22 protein-coding genes are annotated in these 18315 nt (G+C 41.5%); 13 read left to right on the forward strand and 9 right to left on the reverse strand.

The genetic code is table 11. The annotated features are described in order from the left end of the window. Positions 1-4: 4 nt before the first annotated feature. The 7 genes from murA to mlaF are packed head-to-tail and all read right to left on the reverse strand — an operon-like array spanning position 5 to position 4657. The gene (gene murA, locus QUE46_RS14045) at positions 5-1264 is read right to left on the reverse strand and encodes a UDP-N-acetylglucosamine 1-carboxyvinyltransferase (RefSeq protein WP_286245298.1); all 1260 of its coding nucleotides are present in this window, start codon (positions 1262-1264) and stop codon (positions 5-7) included. Between the two features lie 13 nt (positions 1265-1277). Continuing rightward, positions 1278-1535, reverse strand: coding sequence for a BolA family protein (locus QUE46_RS14050; protein WP_286245299.1), 258 nt, complete (start codon positions 1533-1535; stop codon positions 1278-1280). A 5-nt stretch (positions 1536-1540) separates the two neighbouring features. Further along, positions 1541-1834: a lipid asymmetry maintenance protein MlaB gene (locus tag QUE46_RS14055; protein WP_286245300.1), complete on the reverse strand. Its 294-nt coding sequence runs from the start codon at positions 1832-1834 to the stop codon at positions 1541-1543. Beyond that, complete coding sequence (locus QUE46_RS14060; RefSeq protein WP_286245301.1) at positions 1827-2507, reverse strand: phospholipid-binding protein MlaC; 681 nt, start codon at positions 2505-2507, stop codon at positions 1827-1829. Before QUE46_RS14060 ends, QUE46_RS14055 begins: the two co-directional genes overlap by 8 nt. 5 nt (positions 2508-2512) lie before the next feature. Continuing rightward, entirely contained in the window at positions 2513-3061 is a 549-nt protein-coding gene (mlaD, locus tag QUE46_RS14065; RefSeq protein WP_286245302.1) for an outer membrane lipid asymmetry maintenance protein MlaD, read from the reverse strand. 13 nt (positions 3062-3074) lie between these two features. After that, positions 3075-3854 carry a lipid asymmetry maintenance ABC transporter permease subunit MlaE gene (gene mlaE, locus QUE46_RS14070; protein ID WP_138611926.1) on the reverse strand — a complete coding sequence of 260 codons (780 nt, stop codon included), beginning with the start codon at positions 3852-3854 and terminating at the stop codon, positions 3075-3077. Further along, a complete protein-coding gene (gene mlaF / locus QUE46_RS14075) occupies positions 3854-4657 on the reverse strand; it encodes a phospholipid ABC transporter ATP-binding protein MlaF (protein ID WP_082422676.1) in 804 nt (267 codons plus the stop codon). Before mlaF ends, mlaE begins: the two co-directional genes overlap by 1 nt. A 254-nt stretch (positions 4658-4911) precedes the next feature. On the opposite strand from mlaF, the gene QUE46_RS14080 reads away from it, so the two are divergent. From QUE46_RS14080 to mgtE, 12 genes are all read left to right on the forward strand, one after another. Beyond that, complete coding sequence (locus QUE46_RS14080) at positions 4912-5880, forward strand: calcium/sodium antiporter (protein ID WP_286245303.1); 969 nt, start codon at positions 4912-4914, stop codon at positions 5878-5880. 2 nt (positions 5881-5882) lie between these two features. Further along, on the forward strand, positions 5883-6854 hold the full coding sequence (locus QUE46_RS14085) for a KpsF/GutQ family sugar-phosphate isomerase (RefSeq protein WP_286245304.1): 972 nt from the start codon (positions 5883-5885) through the stop codon (positions 6852-6854). Next, on the forward strand, positions 6855-7406 hold the full coding sequence (gene kdsC / locus QUE46_RS14090) for a 3-deoxy-manno-octulosonate-8-phosphatase KdsC (RefSeq protein WP_286245305.1): 552 nt from the start codon (positions 6855-6857) through the stop codon (positions 7404-7406). Beyond that, positions 7403-7957 carry an LPS export ABC transporter periplasmic protein LptC gene (lptC, locus tag QUE46_RS14095; protein WP_286245306.1) on the forward strand — a complete coding sequence of 185 codons (555 nt, stop codon included), beginning with the start codon at positions 7403-7405 and terminating at the stop codon, positions 7955-7957. The genes kdsC and lptC overlap by 4 nt, the downstream gene beginning before the upstream one ends. After that, positions 7947-8495 (forward strand): lipopolysaccharide transport periplasmic protein LptA, encoded by a 549-nt coding sequence (lptA, locus tag QUE46_RS14100; RefSeq protein WP_286245307.1) that lies wholly within the window; start codon positions 7947-7949, stop codon positions 8493-8495. The genes lptC and lptA overlap by 11 nt, the downstream gene beginning before the upstream one ends. Further along, positions 8492-9217, forward strand: coding sequence for an LPS export ABC transporter ATP-binding protein (lptB, locus tag QUE46_RS14105; protein WP_004589086.1), 726 nt, complete (start codon positions 8492-8494; stop codon positions 9215-9217). Before lptA ends, lptB begins: the two co-directional genes overlap by 4 nt. A gap of 69 nt (positions 9218-9286) precedes the next feature. Next, positions 9287-10786 (forward strand): RNA polymerase factor sigma-54, encoded by a 1500-nt coding sequence (locus tag QUE46_RS14110; RefSeq protein ID WP_286245308.1) that lies wholly within the window; start codon positions 9287-9289, stop codon positions 10784-10786. A 27-nt stretch (positions 10787-10813) separates the two neighbouring features. Further along, positions 10814-11101 carry a ribosome hibernation promoting factor gene (gene hpf, locus QUE46_RS14115; RefSeq protein ID WP_004589084.1) on the forward strand — a complete coding sequence of 96 codons (288 nt, stop codon included), beginning with the start codon at positions 10814-10816 and terminating at the stop codon, positions 11099-11101. Positions 11102-11105: 4 nt separating this feature from the next. Then, the gene (gene ptsN / locus QUE46_RS14120) at positions 11106-11558 is read left to right on the forward strand and encodes a PTS IIA-like nitrogen regulatory protein PtsN (protein ID WP_286245309.1); all 453 of its coding nucleotides are present in this window, start codon (positions 11106-11108) and stop codon (positions 11556-11558) included. A 19-nt stretch (positions 11559-11577) separates the two neighbouring features. Beyond that, a complete protein-coding gene (rapZ, locus tag QUE46_RS14125) occupies positions 11578-12423 on the forward strand; it encodes an RNase adapter RapZ (RefSeq protein ID WP_055014215.1) in 846 nt (281 codons plus the stop codon). Between the two features lie 40 nt (positions 12424-12463). Beyond that, positions 12464-12736 carry an HPr family phosphocarrier protein gene (locus tag QUE46_RS14130; RefSeq protein ID WP_004589081.1) on the forward strand — a complete coding sequence of 91 codons (273 nt, stop codon included), beginning with the start codon at positions 12464-12466 and terminating at the stop codon, positions 12734-12736. Between the two features lie 142 nt (positions 12737-12878). Continuing rightward, positions 12879-14237: a magnesium transporter gene (mgtE, locus tag QUE46_RS14135; RefSeq protein ID WP_286245310.1), complete on the forward strand. Its 1359-nt coding sequence runs from the start codon at positions 12879-12881 to the stop codon at positions 14235-14237. 46 nt (positions 14238-14283) lie between these two features. Here mgtE and QUE46_RS14140 read toward each other — a convergent pair whose 3' ends face one another. After that, positions 14284-16713, reverse strand: a complete 2430-nt coding sequence (locus QUE46_RS14140; protein WP_286245311.1) for a zinc-dependent metalloprotease — start codon at positions 16711-16713, stop codon at positions 14284-14286. A 155-nt stretch (positions 16714-16868) separates the two neighbouring features. Here QUE46_RS14140 and QUE46_RS14145 point away from each other — a divergent pair, with 155 nt between their 5' ends. Beyond that, positions 16869-17837 carry a class 1 fructose-bisphosphatase gene (locus tag QUE46_RS14145; protein ID WP_286245312.1) on the forward strand — a complete coding sequence of 323 codons (969 nt, stop codon included), beginning with the start codon at positions 16869-16871 and terminating at the stop codon, positions 17835-17837. 112 nt (positions 17838-17949) lie between these two features. Here the strand turns inward: QUE46_RS14145 and QUE46_RS14150 are convergent, their stop codons facing one another. Beyond that, positions 17950-18276, reverse strand: coding sequence for a hypothetical protein (locus QUE46_RS14150; RefSeq protein ID WP_286245313.1), 327 nt, complete (start codon positions 18274-18276; stop codon positions 17950-17952). Positions 18277-18315: the final 39 nt, after the last annotated feature.

Raw genomic sequence — 18315 nt, forward strand, 5'->3', positions numbered from 1 at the left:
TGCATTAACTACTTCTGCGCTTAATATTGGCACCTAACCCGCTTAGCTTATCTTCTATGCGTTGATAGCCTCTATCAACGTGATAAATACGATCAACTACCGTTTCACCTTGGGCAACAATCCCCGTTAAAATTAAGCTTGCTGAGGCGCGTAAATCGGTTGCCATTACTTGTGCACCACTTAGACTTTGCGTTTCTCCACAAATAGCAGTGTGCCCTTCTAAACGAATATTAGCACCCATGCGCTGTAACTCTGGTACGTGCATAAAACGGTTTTCAAAAATGGTTTCGGTAATTGTTGCACTGCCATTGGCCACTACATTTAACGCGGTAAACTGCGCTTGCATGTCGGTTGGAAAACCAGGGTGAGGCATGGTTTTAATATTTACGGCTTTAAGCTCACGATTACGCATATCTAAATAAATGCTGTCATCGTTTACTTCAACAAATGCATTCGCAGCACGTAATTTTTCAATTACAGGCTCAAGCGAATGAAAGTCTGTTTTTTTACACAATACTTCGCCTGCAGCCATCGCAGCTGCAACTAAAAAAGTGCCCGTTTCAATGCGGTCAGGTAAAATGCTGTGCTCACAGCCGCCTAAACGCTCTACGCCTTCAATTTCTATACGGCTTGTACCTGCACCCGTAATGTTTGCACCCATCGCAATTAAGCAATTAGCTAGGTCGATAATTTCAGGCTCACGTGCTGCGTTTTCAAGTACCGTTTTACCATCGGCAAGTGCTGCCGCCATAAGTAAGTTTTCGGTTGCGCCAACACTCACCATCTCCATGAAAATTTCAGCGCCTTTAAGACGACCATCTACTTTTGCATTGATATAACCGTTTTCAACGTTTATTTGTGCGCCCATACGCTCTAAACCTTGAATATGTATATCAACCGGACGGGCACCTATAGCACAGCCGCCAGGTAGCGATACCTGCGCCTCTCCAAAACGTGCTACCAAAGGCCCAAGCGCTAAAACAGAGGCTCGCATTTGCTTAACTAAATCGTAAGGTGCAAGTGTTTTATTAACGGTTGCGCCATCGATATACAGTGTGTCGCCTTGCCAATTTACCGTTGCGCCTAAGGTGCTTAAAAGCGCCTCAGTGGTAACAATATCGCGAAGACGAGGTACATTTGTAAATGTACTTTTACCATCGGCAAGTAATGCAGCGAACAAAATTGGTAACGCGGCATTTTTAGCGCCTGAAATAGTTACTTCACCAGCAAGCGAAGTGCCACCTTGAATTACAAACTGATCCATTAAGAGGCCTTAACTATTGAGGTAAAATAAATTTTTGTTCACGCTTCCACTCTGTTGGCGTAAATGCACGAATTGATACAGCGTGAATTGTACCGTCTGAAATAGTATTCATTAATGGGCCATAAACTAGCTGTTGCTTTTTAACGCGGCTTAAACCGTCAAAGCACTCACCTACTGCAATTACTTCATAATGGCTACCATTGGCTTTTACTTTTACTTCAGCTAATTGAAGTTCGTCGCGTAATAATGTTTCGACTTGGCTAGTTTCCATAACTCTCACTCAAATAAAGTTGTTACCTGACCTAACTGCATTAAATTTTGCAATTGCTCAGGTGGATTTTGCAATTCAAGGCGTGTGCCTTGTTGCTTAAATTCAGCAAAAGAGTGAATTAACCAAGCTAAGCCCGCTGTGTCAACCCTCATGACCTCACAAAGGTCAAAATAGATGGTTTTATGCTGACTTAATGACTTGATGTTCAGAAGCTGTTCATTGCCAATGGAGCTTCGGGTAAGTTCACCACTTACCCTGTAGCGCTGCTCATCAACTTGGCTAATTGCCAATTTAGTCATTGCTGTTGCTGCCTCTAAACTGTACAGGTAGCTGGCTCTTTTGCTCTAGTAATTTGCTTACATGTGCAATACCTTGCTGGCGTAAAATACCTTGAAGCTCACTTTGTTTTGCATCAAGTAAGCTAATTCCTTCTGCAATCATATCGTATGCGCGCCACTCGCCACTGCGATCTTCGCGCACTTTAAAATCAATTTTTATGTCAGGCTTGCCATCTTCGGTAATTTTAGTTTTTACTACAACTACGTCTTTTCCTTTAAAAGGCTGCTCTGCACCAAATTCGACATGTTGGTCGGTATATTGAGTAAATACACCCGCGTAAGTAGCGACTAAATAACTTCTAAATGCGCCAATAAACTCTTGAATTTCTTCAATTGCTTTAGCTTTTTCAGCCTCATCGGTAATTGCACGTACTTTAGATACTTCACTACCCAACACACGAAGTGCGGCATATTTGTAGTCTATGTAAGGCATTAACTCTTCTTCTACAATAACACGAAGGTGCTCTTTATCTTTAGTGATAAGCGGTTGATCCTTTTTTATACGCTCAAATGTGTGCTCTGATACCTGACGCACCATTTTATTAGGATCTGTAAGTTTAATTTCGGCTGCACTAACACTTTGCACAGCAAGGGTTGCACCAAGTGCAATAACGGCTAAAAACTGTTTCAACATAATAATTACTCACTACCTTGGTTGAATAAAAACTGCCCAATTAACTCTTCTAAAACAAGTGCAGACTTAGTATCTGTGATTGAATCACCATCACCTAGCGCTTTGCTTTCTACGCCAAATAACTCATCGATTTCTTGATCTTGCGCGTTTTCGGTCACAGTTTCACCTAAACAGCGCTGCTCGGCTGCATTAGGTGAAATAACAGGGTGAATACCTAAGTACTGCTCCCCTAAAATTCCCGATGTTAAAATTGAGATTGAGCTCGTGTCTGAAAAACGACATAAATACTGTGCATCGATAGTCATATTGACCACAGGCAAAAACTCCTGCGGATGCACATAAATAGATTCAACACGCCCTATTACTACGCCACCTACTTTTACCGGTGCGCGCGCTTTAAGTGAGCCAATATTTTCAAACTTTGCATTTAGCGTGTAGGTTTCGCCCGACCCGCTAATACCCGAATTAGCCACTTTAAGTGCTAACATTGCAAACGCTAAAATGCCTAATGCGACAAAAAAGCCAACTAAAATCTCTAATTTCCGTGAATTCATTATCTATACCCTATTAGCTGGTAAACATTACCGCTGTCAAAATAAAGTCAAACCCTAATACTGCCAGTGATGAGTGAACAACTGTTTCTGTTGTTGCTTTACTGATCCCTTCTGAGGTTGGGATACAGTCGTAGCCCTTATAAAGCGCAATCCAGGTCACTACCATGGCAAATACAAAACTTTTAATCATGCCGTTTAATACATCTTCTTGAAACGATACTTGCGATTGCATTATCGACCAAAAGCTGCCAGTATCTACGCCTAACCAATCAACCCCAACTAAATGAGCACCGATAATCGCAACCGCAGAAAAAATAAGTGCAAGCAATGGCATACTAATAAAACCAGCCCAAAAACGCGGAGCAATAATGCGCTTGAGAGGGTCAATTGCCATCATTTCTAGTGAAGAGAGTTGTTCGGTGGCTTTCATTAAGCCAATTTCTGCAGTGAGTGCACTGCCGGCCCGCCCTGCGAATAATAGCGCAGTTACCACAGGACCTAATTCACGTAACAAACTAAGTGCAACTAATGGACCTAGGCTGTCTTCGGCGCCATAGCCTACTAATACGGTATAACCTTGCAGCGCAAGCACCATACCAATAAACAAACCCGACACCATAATAATTAATAATGACTGCGAACCAACCATATAAAGTTGGCGCACTAACAGCGGTGTGCCTTTTTTAAAGTTAGGTACATTCCACAGTGCATTAAAAAGCATGGTGGCAGAGCGCCCTAATGCTGCAAAACGTCCTAGCGTTTTATGACCTAACTTTTGAAATAAATCCAACATTAAGTGTTTTCTCCTAACAGCTCATCAGCATACGTTTGTGCTGGGTAATGAAATGGCACAGGCCCATCCGATAACCCTTTTAAAAACTGCTGTACTAATGGAGATTCATGATTTCGCATTTCATCCGGTGTCCCTGCCCCTATTACGCCTTGGTCGGCAATAATAATAACGTGATCGGCAATACTCATTACCTCCGTCACATCGTGGGTTACAATAAGGGATGATAAACCTAGCACTTCATTTAACGACTTAATAAGCTTTACCAATACGCCCATAGATATTGGGTCTTGGCCGGCAAAAGGCTCATCATACATAATGAGTTCTGGATCCAGTGCAATAGCACGTGCAAGTGCTGCTCGTCTGGCCATACCGCCAGAAAGCTCAGAAGGCATTAAATCTTTAGCACCGCGTAAACCCACTGCTTGCAGTTTCATTAATACGACTAGTTTTATTAACGCTTCACTTAACTTGGTGTGCTCTCGCAGAGGAAATGCAATGTTGTCAAATACTGACATATCAGTAAATAACGCACCGCTTTGAAACAGCATGCTCATTTTGGTTCGTGCCGCATATAACTCTTTGCGCGACATTTTAGGAATACTGCCACCTTCGAATAAAATATCGCCGGCGTCAGGCTTAAGCTGCCCACCAATTAAGCGTAGCATTGTGGTTTTGCCAATTCCGCTTGGCCCCATAATCGCTGTTATCTTACCTTTAGGAACACTAAAACTCATATTTTTATATATGGTTCTATCGCCTCGCGAAAAGCTAACATCCTTGACTTCTACTATTGATTGCGACAAGTCGCTCTCCGTAACAATGTTCACTCGTGCTCCTATTTTAAGGGTTTTTTAGCCAAGATGGAAAAAACAATTCGTAAGATTTTGTAATACGCCTACAAAAAGCGCCCTAAGGCTGAAGTAAATTGCCTTAACCTTTGCTTAAGCGCATAAAATTCACACATTGCTATAGTGGACCCAACTCTTTTGCTTATACTTTCATGTTGGCTTTTGTTACTATTCGCGCCATCTGTATTTTGAACATCTGGCTTAACATAATGGTTACCTCGTTTGTTATTTTAATTCTTGGTTTTGCTGCACTTGTGTGGAGCGCCGACCGATTTGTATACGGTGCGGCAGCGCTTGCTAAAAACTTTGGAGTACCTACTTTAATAGTTGGCTTAACGGTTGTTGCTATGGGCTCATCAGCGCCTGAAATGATGGTGTCGGCCTCGGCAGCTTTGGCCAATAAAACCGACACAGCGGTAGGTAATGCGGTCGGTTCAAATATAACAAATATATTACTTGTGTTAGGTATTACTGCGCTGCTGCGCCCGCTGAGTGTTTCATCTAGTACTTTAAAACGCGAAATGCCGCTCGTACTGTTGGTATCATTGGCTACGTGGTATGTATTTTCAGATAACTACTTCTCACAGACCGAAGGTATCGCCTTATTAGTCGCCTTTATTGTGTTTATTGCTGGTTTAATCATTGTCTCTCTTCGAGCAAAAAACCAAGATGACCCATTTGTTTCAGAAGCATGTGATGAGGTTCCTAACAATGTACCCACTAAAAATGCCGTATTTTGGCTCATTGTGGGCATGGTTTTATTACCTGTAAGCTCTCATTTTCTAGTTGGTTCGGCTGTTGATATAGCAAAATACTTTGGCTTAAGTGACTTAGTTATTGGCTTAACTATTATTGCCATTGGTACAAGTCTGCCTGAACTTGCAGCTTCTGTAGCAGGCGTTCTTAAAAACGAAGATGATTTAGCCCTAGGGAATATTGTGGGCTCAAATATATTTAATATTTTAGCAGTATTGCCACTTGCGGGTATTATTAATCCATCAATGGTAGACCCGTCACTTGCAAACCGCGACATACTTATTATGTTAGGTGCTACACTTGCGCTTATTATTATGTCATTGAACTTTAGAGGTTCTCAGCGTATCAATAGAGTAGAAGGTGGCCTATTACTCATCGCATTTTTGGCGTACCAAGGTTATATTTTTAGTCAAGTAGGGTAACAATGGCACAACTAAATTTTATAGAGCAAGGTTTACGTGTATTAAACATTGAACGCCAAGCGCTTTCTGATATTACACAATACGTTGATGAAAACTTTAATAATGCGTGTCAGCTCATGTTTGATTGCCAAGGCCGCATTATTGTTATTGGCATGGGTAAATCAGGCCATATTGGTAATAAAATTGCTGCTACTCTTGCAAGTACAGGCAGCCCTGCTTTTTTTGTTCATCCAGGCGAAGCAAGCCATGGCGATTTAGGCATGATAACCAAAAATGACGTGGTTATGCTTATATCAAACTCGGGCGAAACCAGTGAAGTATTGAATATTATTCCTGTACTTAAACGCCTTGGCGCAAAAATAATATCGATGACGGGCAACCCGCTTTCTACTATGGCAACACTGGCAGATACGCACGTATGCATAAAAGTAGAACAAGAAGCGTGTTTATTAGGTTTAGCACCTACAGCAAGCACCACCGCTACGTTAGCAATGGGAGATGCTATGGCGGTTGCGCTTTTAGAAGCACGCGGCTTTACCGCCGATGACTTTGCACTCTCTCACCCTGGCGGCAGTTTAGGTAAGCGATTATTGCTCACTTTAAAAGACGTAATGCACAGCGGCACAAACACCCCTATTATAAGGGTAACGCAAACAATCAAAGACGCGTTAATTGAAATGTCAGCCAAAGGGCTAGGCATGACCGCTATTGTAGATAACAATCAACAACTTGCTGGCCTTTTTACCGACGGAGACTTACGCCGAATTTTAGAGCAAAAAGTCGATATACATAACACCGCTATTAGCCAAGTTATGACTAAGTCATGCACCACCGCCACGGCCGATATGCTCGCAGCAGAAGCACTAAATATAATGGAAAATAAGCGGATTAATGGTTTAATCATAGTTAATGAGCAAAACCAGCCTGTTGGCGCCTTAAATATGCAAGACCTCTTAAAAGCAGGAGTATTATAAATGCAATTTGAAGATCTCTATCAACCGCTAAGCGATGATGCCAGAGCACGCGCCAAAAAAGTAAAACTACTCATATGCGATATTGATGGTGTATTTTCTGATGGCCGAATTTACCTCGGTAACCAAGGCGAAGAATTAAAAGCATTTAATACAAAAGATGGTTTTGGCATTAAAGCACTGATCAATAGCGGTTTTGAAGTTGCGGTTATTACGGGGCGTCACTCAAAAATAGTGCAAACTCGCATGAGCAGCTTAACCGTGCAACACATTTATCAAGGCCAAGAAGACAAACTTATTGCTTATCAAGAACTCAAAAACACTTTAAAGTTAACTGATGAACAAATAGCGTATATTGGCGACGATGGCCCTGACATGCCAGTAATGGAGCGCGTTGGCTTTGCCGTTGCAGTAAACGATGCGCACCCACTTATTAAGCGCTTATCACATTACACCACGCAAATGCCTGGCGGCTTTGGGGCAGTGAGAGAGCTTACTGACTTATTAATGCTCGAAAACGGTATAGCGCTTACTACACAAGGCACAAGTTCATGAATGCAGCACGCGTTATACTCAGTGCGTTATTCATCGGCTGTATGGTCTGGCTTTGGTACCCTTATTTTACGCAAAGCAATGTAGCGCCAGATCAAGAACCAGAAGTCATTGCAAAGCCTGATTACACCGCGATAGAGCTTAAGCAAACAGCCTATGACGAGCAAGGTAAAATAAGCCATAAAGTTACAGCGGCTAAAATGGAGCTGTACCAACAACTTGGTTTTACATTTTTTGAAAAGCCTATTTTTACTTTATATAACGAAAAACAAACTTGGCGAATAAATGCTGACGAAGCAACGCTTTACGAAGATAAACAACTTATTTTAGAAGGCAACGTGGTTGCCAAAAATTTAGTTGATAACGCCATGATAGATAACATCAGTGCCGACAACATCGAAGTCGACATTAAAGCGCTAACAATGCGCTCTGAACAGCCAGTGGTTGTCACTGGGCCAAATTTAAAAATTGTCGGTAAAGGCCTTGAAGCCGATTTAAAAACCGAAGTAATAAAACTAATTAACCATACGCGAACAATATATTATGACCAATAAACTCACTAAAATACTTATTATCCCATCGCTGATGCTTGCATTTAGCGCTTCTGCTGCTGAGCCGGCTGCTCAACCGCCAGCAAACCAAATTTCTATTAGTGCAGACCGTCAAGAAGGTCAACTTAAAGAAAACGTAGGTATTTTTGAAAAAAACGTCGAAATTGTGCATGGTAATCGCAAAATTACAGCCGACCGACTCGAAGTACACAAACGTGAAAACTTAGGAGATAACAAACAACTCCTTATCGCCACTGGCAGCCCTGCCTACTTCGAAGAAAAACAAGATGATGGTACAGTAATGAGTGCCAGTGCAAACGAAGTACGTTACGACGTAGCAAAGCGTTTTTTAACACTTGTTGGGGATGCCGAAGTTGCGCAGGCCGGTCAAAAAATTAATGCTAAAAGTATTACCTACGATATGCAGCAGCAGCTTATTAGCGCAGAAAAAGACGAAAACTCAACGGATCGTGTCCACACAATATTAGTGCCAGTAGAAGCAAAAATTAAAGAAAAAACAGGTAACGAAGGTCAACCATGAGCACCTTAAAAGCAGAACTATTAGCAAAAAGCTATAAAGGCCGCCAAGTTGTAAAAAATGTAGGCCTTGAGGTAGAAGCCGGTAGCATTGTTGGCTTATTGGGGCCTAATGGCGCAGGTAAAACCACTACCTTTTACATGATTGTAGGGTTAGTACCAAGCGACAAAGGTAAAATATCTATTGATGATAACGATATTACGTTATTGCCTATGCATAGCCGTGCTCGCTTAGGCATAGGCTATTTACCACAAGAGTCATCAATATTTAGAAAGCTAACAGTTTATCAAAACCTAATGGCTATTTTAGAAACGCGTAAAGAGCTAAATAAAGCCGCGCGAGAAGAAACGCTCAATAACTTACTTGATGAATTTAGTATTCAGCACATTCGTGATAGCCAAGGTATGGCGCTTTCTGGCGGCGAACGCCGCCGTGTAGAGATTGCCAGAGCACTGGCTGCAAACCCAAAATTTATTTTATTGGATGAGCCTTTTGCTGGTGTTGATCCGATTTCAGTGTTAGATATAAAGAAAATAATTGAACATCTTAAAAACCGTGGCATTGGCGTATTAATTACCGATCACAATGTAAGAGAAACCCTTGATGTTTGTGAAAAAGCCTACATTGTTTCTCATGGGGAGCTAATTGCATCTGGCACTCCAGAACACGTATTAAATGACAAAACTGTACGCGATGTTTATTTAGGCGAGCAATTTAGGCTGTAACATTTAAGCCACACCTACAAGCATCTGCTAATATTAATTATAACAACATAAAAGGATTGTTAGAGATACATGAGGCAATCATTACAGCTGCGCATGGGCCAGCAACTTACAATGACTCCACAATTGCAACAAGCGATTCGCTTGCTGCAGCTCAGTACATTGGATCTCCAGCAAGAAATACAAGAAGCACTTGATAGCAACCCGCTATTGGAAGTAGAAGAACAGGATTACACGGAAGAGTCGGCTGGAAAAAATGAGCAAAAAGCTGATGCGGATGATATAACCGTAAGCGCATCTTCTGACGATACAACCAGCGAGTACGAGCAAGACAGTGGCGAAGCTTTAAATAAAGACACCGTTAGCGATGATATGGCAATGGATGTAACTTGGGATGAGTACATGAGCGCAGCCCCAGCTGCATCCTCAGGCCCAATGCCAGAAGATGAGTCTATTTATCAGGGCGCCTCTACTGAAACACTACATGAGTATTTAATGTGGCAGCTTCAGCTTACTCCTTTTAGCCCAACTGACGAAGCAATTGCTATAGCCATTGTAGAAGCTGTCGATGACTCGGGTATTTTAACGCTAAGTTGCGAAGAAATTTTAGAAAGCTTCAACCAAGAAAACGATGACGAAGTTGAAGTTGAACTTGATGAAATAGAAGCCGTTTTAAAGCGTATTCAGTTATTTGACCCTGTCGGTATAGCCGCGCGCAGTTTGCAAGAGTGCTTGTGTATTCAGCTAAACCAGTTTGATAAAGACACCCCTTTTATAGAACAAACTAAAATGATCTTAACCGATCACATTGATCTATTAGCGGCACGCGACTATCGTACATTAATGAAAAAGACTAAGCTTAAAGAAGACGAGCTTAAAGAGGTTATGACCCTCATACATACCCTCAACCCAAAACCTGCAGACACAATAGTAAGGGAAGAGTCTGAGTATGTAATACCGGATGTGTCGGTAAAAAAAATAAAAGGCCGCTGGGTGGTAGAACTAAACCCAGATAGCATGCCAAAAATACGCGTGAATAGTCAGTACGCGGCTATGTCACGTACCGTAAAATCAAGCGGTGATAGCCAATTTATTCGCTCTCACTTACAAGAAGCTAAATGGTTTATTAAAAGCCTTGAAAGCAGAAACGACACGCTGCTAAAAGTAACTAATTGTATTGTAAAACAGCAACAAGCATTTTTTGAACATGGCCCTGAAGCCATGAAGCCGATGGTTTTAAACGATGTTGCTGAAATGGTAGAAATGCATGAATCGACAATTTCGCGTGTAACTACGCAAAAATATATGCATACGCCACGTGGTATTTTTGAGCTTAAGTATTTTTTCTCAAGCCACGTAAGCACTGAAAATGGCGGCGAGTGTTCGTCAACCGCAATACGTGCCCTAATTAAAAAGCTAATTGCCGCGGAAAACTCTGCTAAACCATTGAGTGATAGTAAAATTGCGGATATATTAGCAGAGCAAGGAATTAAAGTAGCTAGACGCACAATAGCAAAATACCGTGAATCGCTAGCTATTCCACCGTCAAATCAGAGAAAGAGTTTGATATAAGACGTAAAAAACAAAGAGGAAATGCTTATGCAACTAAACCTAACTGGTCGTCACGTAGAAGTAACTGATTCACTTAGAGACTATGTAAATAATAAATTTGCAAAGCTAGAAAGGCACTCAGATCATATTAGTAATGTGCATGTCATTCTCGATGTAGAAAAACTCAACCAAAAAGCAGAAGCGACTATTCATGTAAGTGGCGCAGATTTATTTGCCTCAACAGAGCACCAAGATATGTATGCCGCTATAGACTCGTTGATTGACAAGCTCGATCGTCAAGTCATAAAACATAAAGAGAAGCTTGCTAGACACTAATATTATGAAATTAAGTACATTAGTATGCCAGGACTGCAGCAAAGCTGCGGTCCTTTTTAGTAGTAAAAAAAGAATTTTAGAGTTTATCAGTGAGCTGGCTCATGAAAAGCTTCCTTATTTACCACAACAAGATATTCTTAATGCACTGGCAAGCAGAGAAAAACTAGGCAGTACGGGCATAGGCCGAGGTATCGCCATTCCGCACGGTAGAATGGCTGGGGTTGAAGAGCCGCTGGCTTTAGTACTTGTTAGCGACACACCTGTTAACTTTGATGCTATTGATAACTGCCCTGTTGATATTTTTGTTGCACTCATCGTACCAGATGGTGATAACCAACAGCATCTAAAGACTCTGGCAACCATAGCTGATAAACTGAACAATAAAGAATTTTGTAAACAGCTGCGTAGTGCTAAAACCGATGCAGAGCTGTATCAAGTTATTGTTGATCAATCATAGTAAATACTAAGGGCTATAAATGGAGTTAATTATCATAAGCGGCCGCTCTGGTTCGGGTAAATCGGTTGCTTTACGCGTGGTTGAAGATTTAGGTTATTATTGCGTCGATAATATTCCGGTCAACTTACTGCCTTCCTTAGTACGTAGTGTTTCAGATAACTATGACAAAATAGCCGTTAGTATAGATGTTCGTAATATCCCAAAAGAACAAGACGAATTTAACGATATTCTTGAGTATCTTCCTGACTTTGCTAAACCTACATTATTTTATTTAGATAGTGATGATCAAACACTGATCAAACGCTTTTCAGAAACACGCAGATTACACCCTTTATCTATCGATTCATTACCGCTTGATTTAGCAATAAAAAAAGAAAAAGAACTGCTTGATGTACTCGTAACTCGCGCAGATTTTATGCTTGATACGACTGATTTAAGTGTCCACCAATTAGCTGAGTCAATTCGCGAAAAAATACTCGGTAAAAAAGATAAACAACTTATTGTAACGTTTGAATCGTTTGGCTTTAAACACGGCATACCTAAAGAGGCTGATTATGTGTTTGATGCTCGCTTTTTACCAAACCCGCACTGGGAGCCTGAATTAAAACCGCTTACAGGTCTTGATCAACCAGTAAAAGATTTTTTGGCAAATCACAGCATAGTGCAAAAATTCACTTGGCAAATTCAAACCTTTGTGCAAACTTGGTTACCACATTTAGAACGTAATAACCGCAGCTACCTCACTATTGCTATAGGTTGTACTGGTGGGCAACACCGCTCGGTTTATTTAGCCCAAACTATAGGTGAGAGCTTTGCCATGACACACCCGAATGTCAAAATTCGCCATCGTGAGCAAGAAAAGTAACCTTAAAATAATAACCTGTTCAGTTTAGGTATAGTAATTTATGCGCTGTGAAGACACGTTTTTAATAAAAAATAAATTAGGCTTACACGCCAGAGCGGCAACGGTACTTGCGCAATTAGCTGTGCAGTTTGATGCTAAAATTACCTTACATCAAGATGATAAAGAAGCCGCGGGTGATAGCGTATTAGCCTTAATGCTACTCGAAAGTAGTAAAGGTAAAGAAGTTAAAGTTGTATGTGAAGGCCCAGACTCAGAACAAGCTCTCCACGCTGTTGGGCAACTAATCGCACAGCGATTTAACGAACAAGAATAAACGTTTAATTACTAAGCTTACTCATACATTTTGCTTTACGCCTTGATTAGTTTGTGTAGCTTGCTAAGCGAATAGTGTTTAATTAGATTAACCGCAATGCGGTTAATCGTCTCCCCCTTGTATATAAAAAATTAGGATGCCAATGCCAGAAGCGTTTGAACAAGACTACCCACTGCGACAACTAAAACAGGTGACTAAATCACTTAATAGTGGGCAATTTGTTCAAGTAAGACGCATGCTAGCAAAAACGGCTCCATGTGATACTGCCCTTTTACTTGAATCCTCTCCGCATAAAATTAGACGCATGCTTTGGCAGCTGGTTGACCCAGATGTACAAGGAGATGTACTAGAAGAGCTCTCTGAAGATGTACGTTTAGGTATCATTGCACAAATGGAACCTGAGCATATTGCCGCCGCCACTGAGGATATGGGCCACGATGATTTAGGTGAAGTACTTAGAAGCTTACCTGACACTGTGTACAAAGATGTGGTTAGTGCGATGGATACGCAAGACCGTGAACGAGCTACACAGGCTTTATCTTACCAAGAGCGCTCAGCTGGCGCGTTAATGAACACCGATACGGTGACCATTCGCCCAGACGTTACGCTGGATGTTGTACTGCGTTATATTAGGCTACGAGGTGAACTACCAGAAGGCACTGATGATTTATACGTTGTTGATAAGCATAACTGTTTTTTAGGTGCGTTATCACTTAGTACGCTTTTAACTAATCCGCCTGAAAAGATAGTACGGGATTTAATGGATGAAGACTGTGAGTCTATCCCTATCTCGATGGATGAAAGTGAAGTCGCTCAATTATTCGAACGCCATAACTGGATATCGGCACCAGTAGTCGATGATAACGCACACTTGCTTGGACGTGTCACCATTGACGATATTGTTGATGTTATTCGTGAAGATGCAGAGCACAGCTTATTGAGTCTTGCTGGTCTTGATGATGAGGAAGACACCTTTGCACCGGTTTTAAAAAGCTCAAAGAAACGCTCAGTATGGCTAGGTGTTAATTTACTTACCGCTTTGGCTGCTGCCTTTGTGGCCAGCTTTTTTGAAAGCACCCTAGATATTTTACCTATTTTAGCCGTACTTAATGGCATTGTGCCCTCAATGGGTGGTGTAGCAGGTAGTCAGTCATTAACACTGGTTATTCGCGGTATTGCCGTGGGCCATATAAATCAAACCAACCAACGCTTTTTAATGGCTAAAGAGCTGGCTATAGGTGCATTAAACGGGATTATTTGGTCATTACTCATTGCAGGTGTAATTGCACTTTGGCAGTGGGATTTTATGCTTGGTGGCGTGCTCGCATTTGCAATGTTTATGAACCTTGTAGTGGCGGGTGTCGCTGGCGCATGTATTCCTATTTTATTGAAAAAAATGAATATAGACCCTGCACTTGCCGGCAGCGTTGTACTAACAACAGTGACTGATATTGTCGGTATTTTTGCCTTTTTAGGCACCGCAACGTGGCTACTTATTTAACAACCTGAACTCAGGTTAAGTAGCCACTACACACTAAAACATACAACTATATTGGTGAGCCCGGTGGCATTGGTAAATTAGTAAAGTTTTCAGGCCACTTGCCTACTTTTAAAAACTGTTTAATCTGCTCTGCTAAATACTGTTTAAACGCACTCTCTCCTACGCTGGTATTGCTTAACATTGAGTTTTGATTGTAATCATTACTTAGTTTTACCAAGTAGTAGCGTAACTGCGCCTGTACCTCTGGGCTTACTTTGTCGCTAGAGACCAAATCAGCCATATTTTTTGCAGTTATAAACTGCACCCGTTGGGTGATTTTTCCTTTCATCGTATTAGGTGATGACACTTTAAAAACGTGACGGTAAAGCTGCTCAAGCAACTCATCTAAGCTATAAAAATTATAATTACGTACTTGTTGTTGAGCTAAACGATTTAAACGCTGCGGGTTTAACAATAACGATAAGCTATGCTGTACAGCTACTTCTGGTAAAGCCATTGCGTCAAGTGTCAAACCTGTACGCCCTGTTATGCTTTCACGCGATTTAGACTCACCATACGCTTTTGGCGGAATAAGCGCTAACACCGACTCTGGCAACATTAAATTAGCAGGTTTTAATGTCGTTAAAATAGCACTGAGTGCCTCTTGCTGTTGCGCTTTTGCAACCACTTGCGCGCCCTTAGCAGGTGAGTTGTTGCGTGTTTCGTATTCGTAGTTAACCCCCGCAATGAGTTTAACTGCAGCCTCTACTTGATAGCGATGAAATAAATAAAGCGGCACAAGTTTTTCTTCTAACTGCGAAAGTGCATCACCTGTTTTAATGTTGTGAATGCCAAATTGAGAAAGCGCCTTTTTACGCACATCAAGTACTCTAAGTAGCTCTTGCGCTGGGTTAGTACCGTTATCCCATAAATGTGCTGTAGGGTGTGCACCGCCCTTTGCGCGTGCGTCGCTGTCAGATATAAACTCAAGGCCCTTCGTTTTGTTCTCTTTTAATATTGCTGCAAGCTCAGCGCTTTCGTCTTGGTTGGTAAAGTCACTGTAACCATACTTAATAACTTGGGTATCCCATACGCCCATACCGCTTGCATAGCCACGGGTTACATCAAGCTCGCCTTGCTCGTTAAAGCTAAGTAGCGGGTGTGGGTAATCCATAACCGACGCTCTATCACCCACCGAAGCTGCAAAGTTATGTGCAATACCCAGCGTATGACCAATTTCGTGAGCACTTAACTGGCGAATCCTATCAAGTGCCATTGCTTGTAAGTTTTTAGCCAGCTCGTTACCTTTTAAATAAGGCGCACCAAGGGCTTCTGCAATTAAAATATCTTGGCGTACACGCAATGAGCCTAGTGTTACATGCCCTTTGAGTATTTCACCTGTACGGGGGTCTATAACAGAGCTTCCGTAAGACCATCCGCGTGTAGCACGATGTACCCACTGAATAACGTTATAGCGAATATCCATAGGATCAGCATTACTTGGCAATACTTTGACTATAAATGCGTTTTTATAGCCTGCTGCGCTAAATGCATCATTCCACCATTTACCACCTTCTAATAAAGCGCTTTTAACCGGCTCAGGTACACCTGGGTCAAGGTAATAAACTATCGGTTTAATAGGCTCACTAATTGGCAAGTTAGGATCTTTTTTAGCAAGACGATGGCGCGGTATGTAGCGTACATACATAGATTCACCCAGTGAGGCTGCGTAGTCTTTATGCTCAATACTCCAATACCCTGATTGCGGGTCAAATTTGCGTGGCGTGTAGTTATCATCGGGTAATTTAATAAGAGAGTGATGCATATGTACAGTAAGTGCATATGCATCGGCACTTACTTGGCGTACAAATTTACCTGGGTTAGTACCTTTAAACGTTAGCACGGCTTCAAGCTCGGTATTTTTTACAAATGCCTTCGAGCGACTCATAAAAACAGCGCTGCGTGATTCATCAAGGCTGAAGCTACCTTGTTCTCGAGCCGCTAATTTACGGCTAACACCGTGTACATCGCTTAATAAATAAGGTGTGTAATCAATAAGTACTGTTTTCCCGTTTTGCGCTACCACTTTAAAGCCCGCTAAAATACTCGATGCAAAGGCCTCTTTAATACTTTGCTGCTCTGCTTTGTTAGTAGTATTAGCGCGATAATATGTATTTAGCGCGCGCAACATTACTTTATCGCCAAAACGCTCGAACTGAACTAAATGCGTATTACCAAGTTGACCTCTATCAAGCCCTATATCGTTAGATCCAACACCATAAGGTAAACTTTGCTGAAGCAAAAATTGCTGCTCTAATTTATCTACTTTTAAAAACACTTTGCCGTTTTGCGTATCGTAATAAAACGAAAAGTACCCAGGAAAGTGATTCATTTGCGCAGTAAATTCATCTATAGGCTTAATTGCTGCGTGCGCTTGAGTTATCATAGAGCACAGCACAGTAAAGAATATGTAACTTATTAGTGGTATTTTTTTCATAATCTTATCTTTGTTATTGGCGTTTTAAGTACGATTAGGTGGCACCATTATTACAGTGCTATTTAAACAATACAGGTATTTAAGACGAAATTCAGCGCACTAAGTTAATCTCTCTCACATTTAGATTAGCTAGTACACGTTATCAGGAAAATAGAATGCGTAGACTCCCACCAGTATTACTAGAAGACGGTTGCCCTAGAGAACTTTTATCGTTAATTAGAACCATTTTAGCAGCATGTAAAGAAATTTCGTTTCGTGTTGGCCAAGGGGCGCTTTCTGGCGTATTAGGCTCAACGCTTGATGAAAACATTCAAGGCGAAACCCAAAAAAAGCTCGATGTATTATCTAACCAGCTTTTAAAAGATATTTTACTGGAGTCTGGGACGGTTAAAGCCATCGCCTCTGAGGAAGAAGATTACACCGTTGCTGGTAACCAAGACGCTAAATACATTGTGGCGTTTGACCCCCTCGATGGCTCATCAAATACCGATATTAACTCACTAGTGGGTACTATATTTTCAATTATGGAAGCCCCAGAAGGCTCAGATGCCGCCGATCAAAGTATATTTATGCAGCCAGGCCACAAACAAGTAGCAGCAGGTTACGTGCTTTACGGCCCATCAACTATGCTTGCACTTACTACAGGTAAAGGCACGCGCATGTTTACGCTAGATAAAACCCAAGGTAGCTTTTTACTAACACAAGACTTTGCCACCATTCCTGCTGATACCAACGAATTTGCTATTAATGCGTCAAACCAGCGTCATTGGCAGGGCGCAATGCAAAACTATATTAATGACTTACTCGCTGGCGATACTGGTCCTCGCGCTAAAAACTTCAACATGCGTTGGATTGCCGCTATGGTTGGCGATGTGCACCGTGTACTTAGCCGCGGAGGGATATTTACTTACCCTACAGATACTAAAGATGCAAACAAACCCAATAAATTGCGCTTACTTTATGAAGCCAACCCCATGGCTATGCTAGTTGAGCAAGCAGGTGGTGTAGCCTCAACGGGCACTGAACGCATTATGGATATTCAGCCCGATGCAATCCACCAGCGTGTGGCGGTAATATTAGGCTCTAAGAACGAAGTAGAAACGTGCTTGGGATACCACAAATAAACAAGTTGTCAAAAAATACTAAGCCGCATTTAATTTAAATGCGGCTTTTTTATTTATTCGTTACATATAACCGCAATAAGTTGGCATCTTAAATAAGAGTCAGCCTAACTATCTATTCCTTTAATAATGCCAGTAATTGTTCGAGCTTTTTATGACTAAGCTCTCCCATTTGCTCGCCATTACTGAGCGCAAAAATAACCCCCTCGCATTCGGCGCAGCCTATATCAGAGCGAGAATCAATCACATTTGCCCATAACTCTAAATCATCTATCTCTATTTCGTGGTTTATACAACGTGTTAGCACGTCAATCAATACTGGCTTTGTAAGTGTATAAACGGGAGCACTTTCCTCTGCCGGGGTAGAAATAATCATGCTAATAGCATCATCTCTATGCTCACCAAAGGTAATAAATTCGGCCAATGCTTTTTGTATATTCATAATATTTGTTATTCTTGCTGCTCTACTGCTGATAAGAAT

The organism is Pseudoalteromonas sp. MM1, from assembly GCF_030296835.1.
Lineage (GTDB): Bacteria > Pseudomonadota > Gammaproteobacteria > Enterobacterales > Alteromonadaceae > Pseudoalteromonas.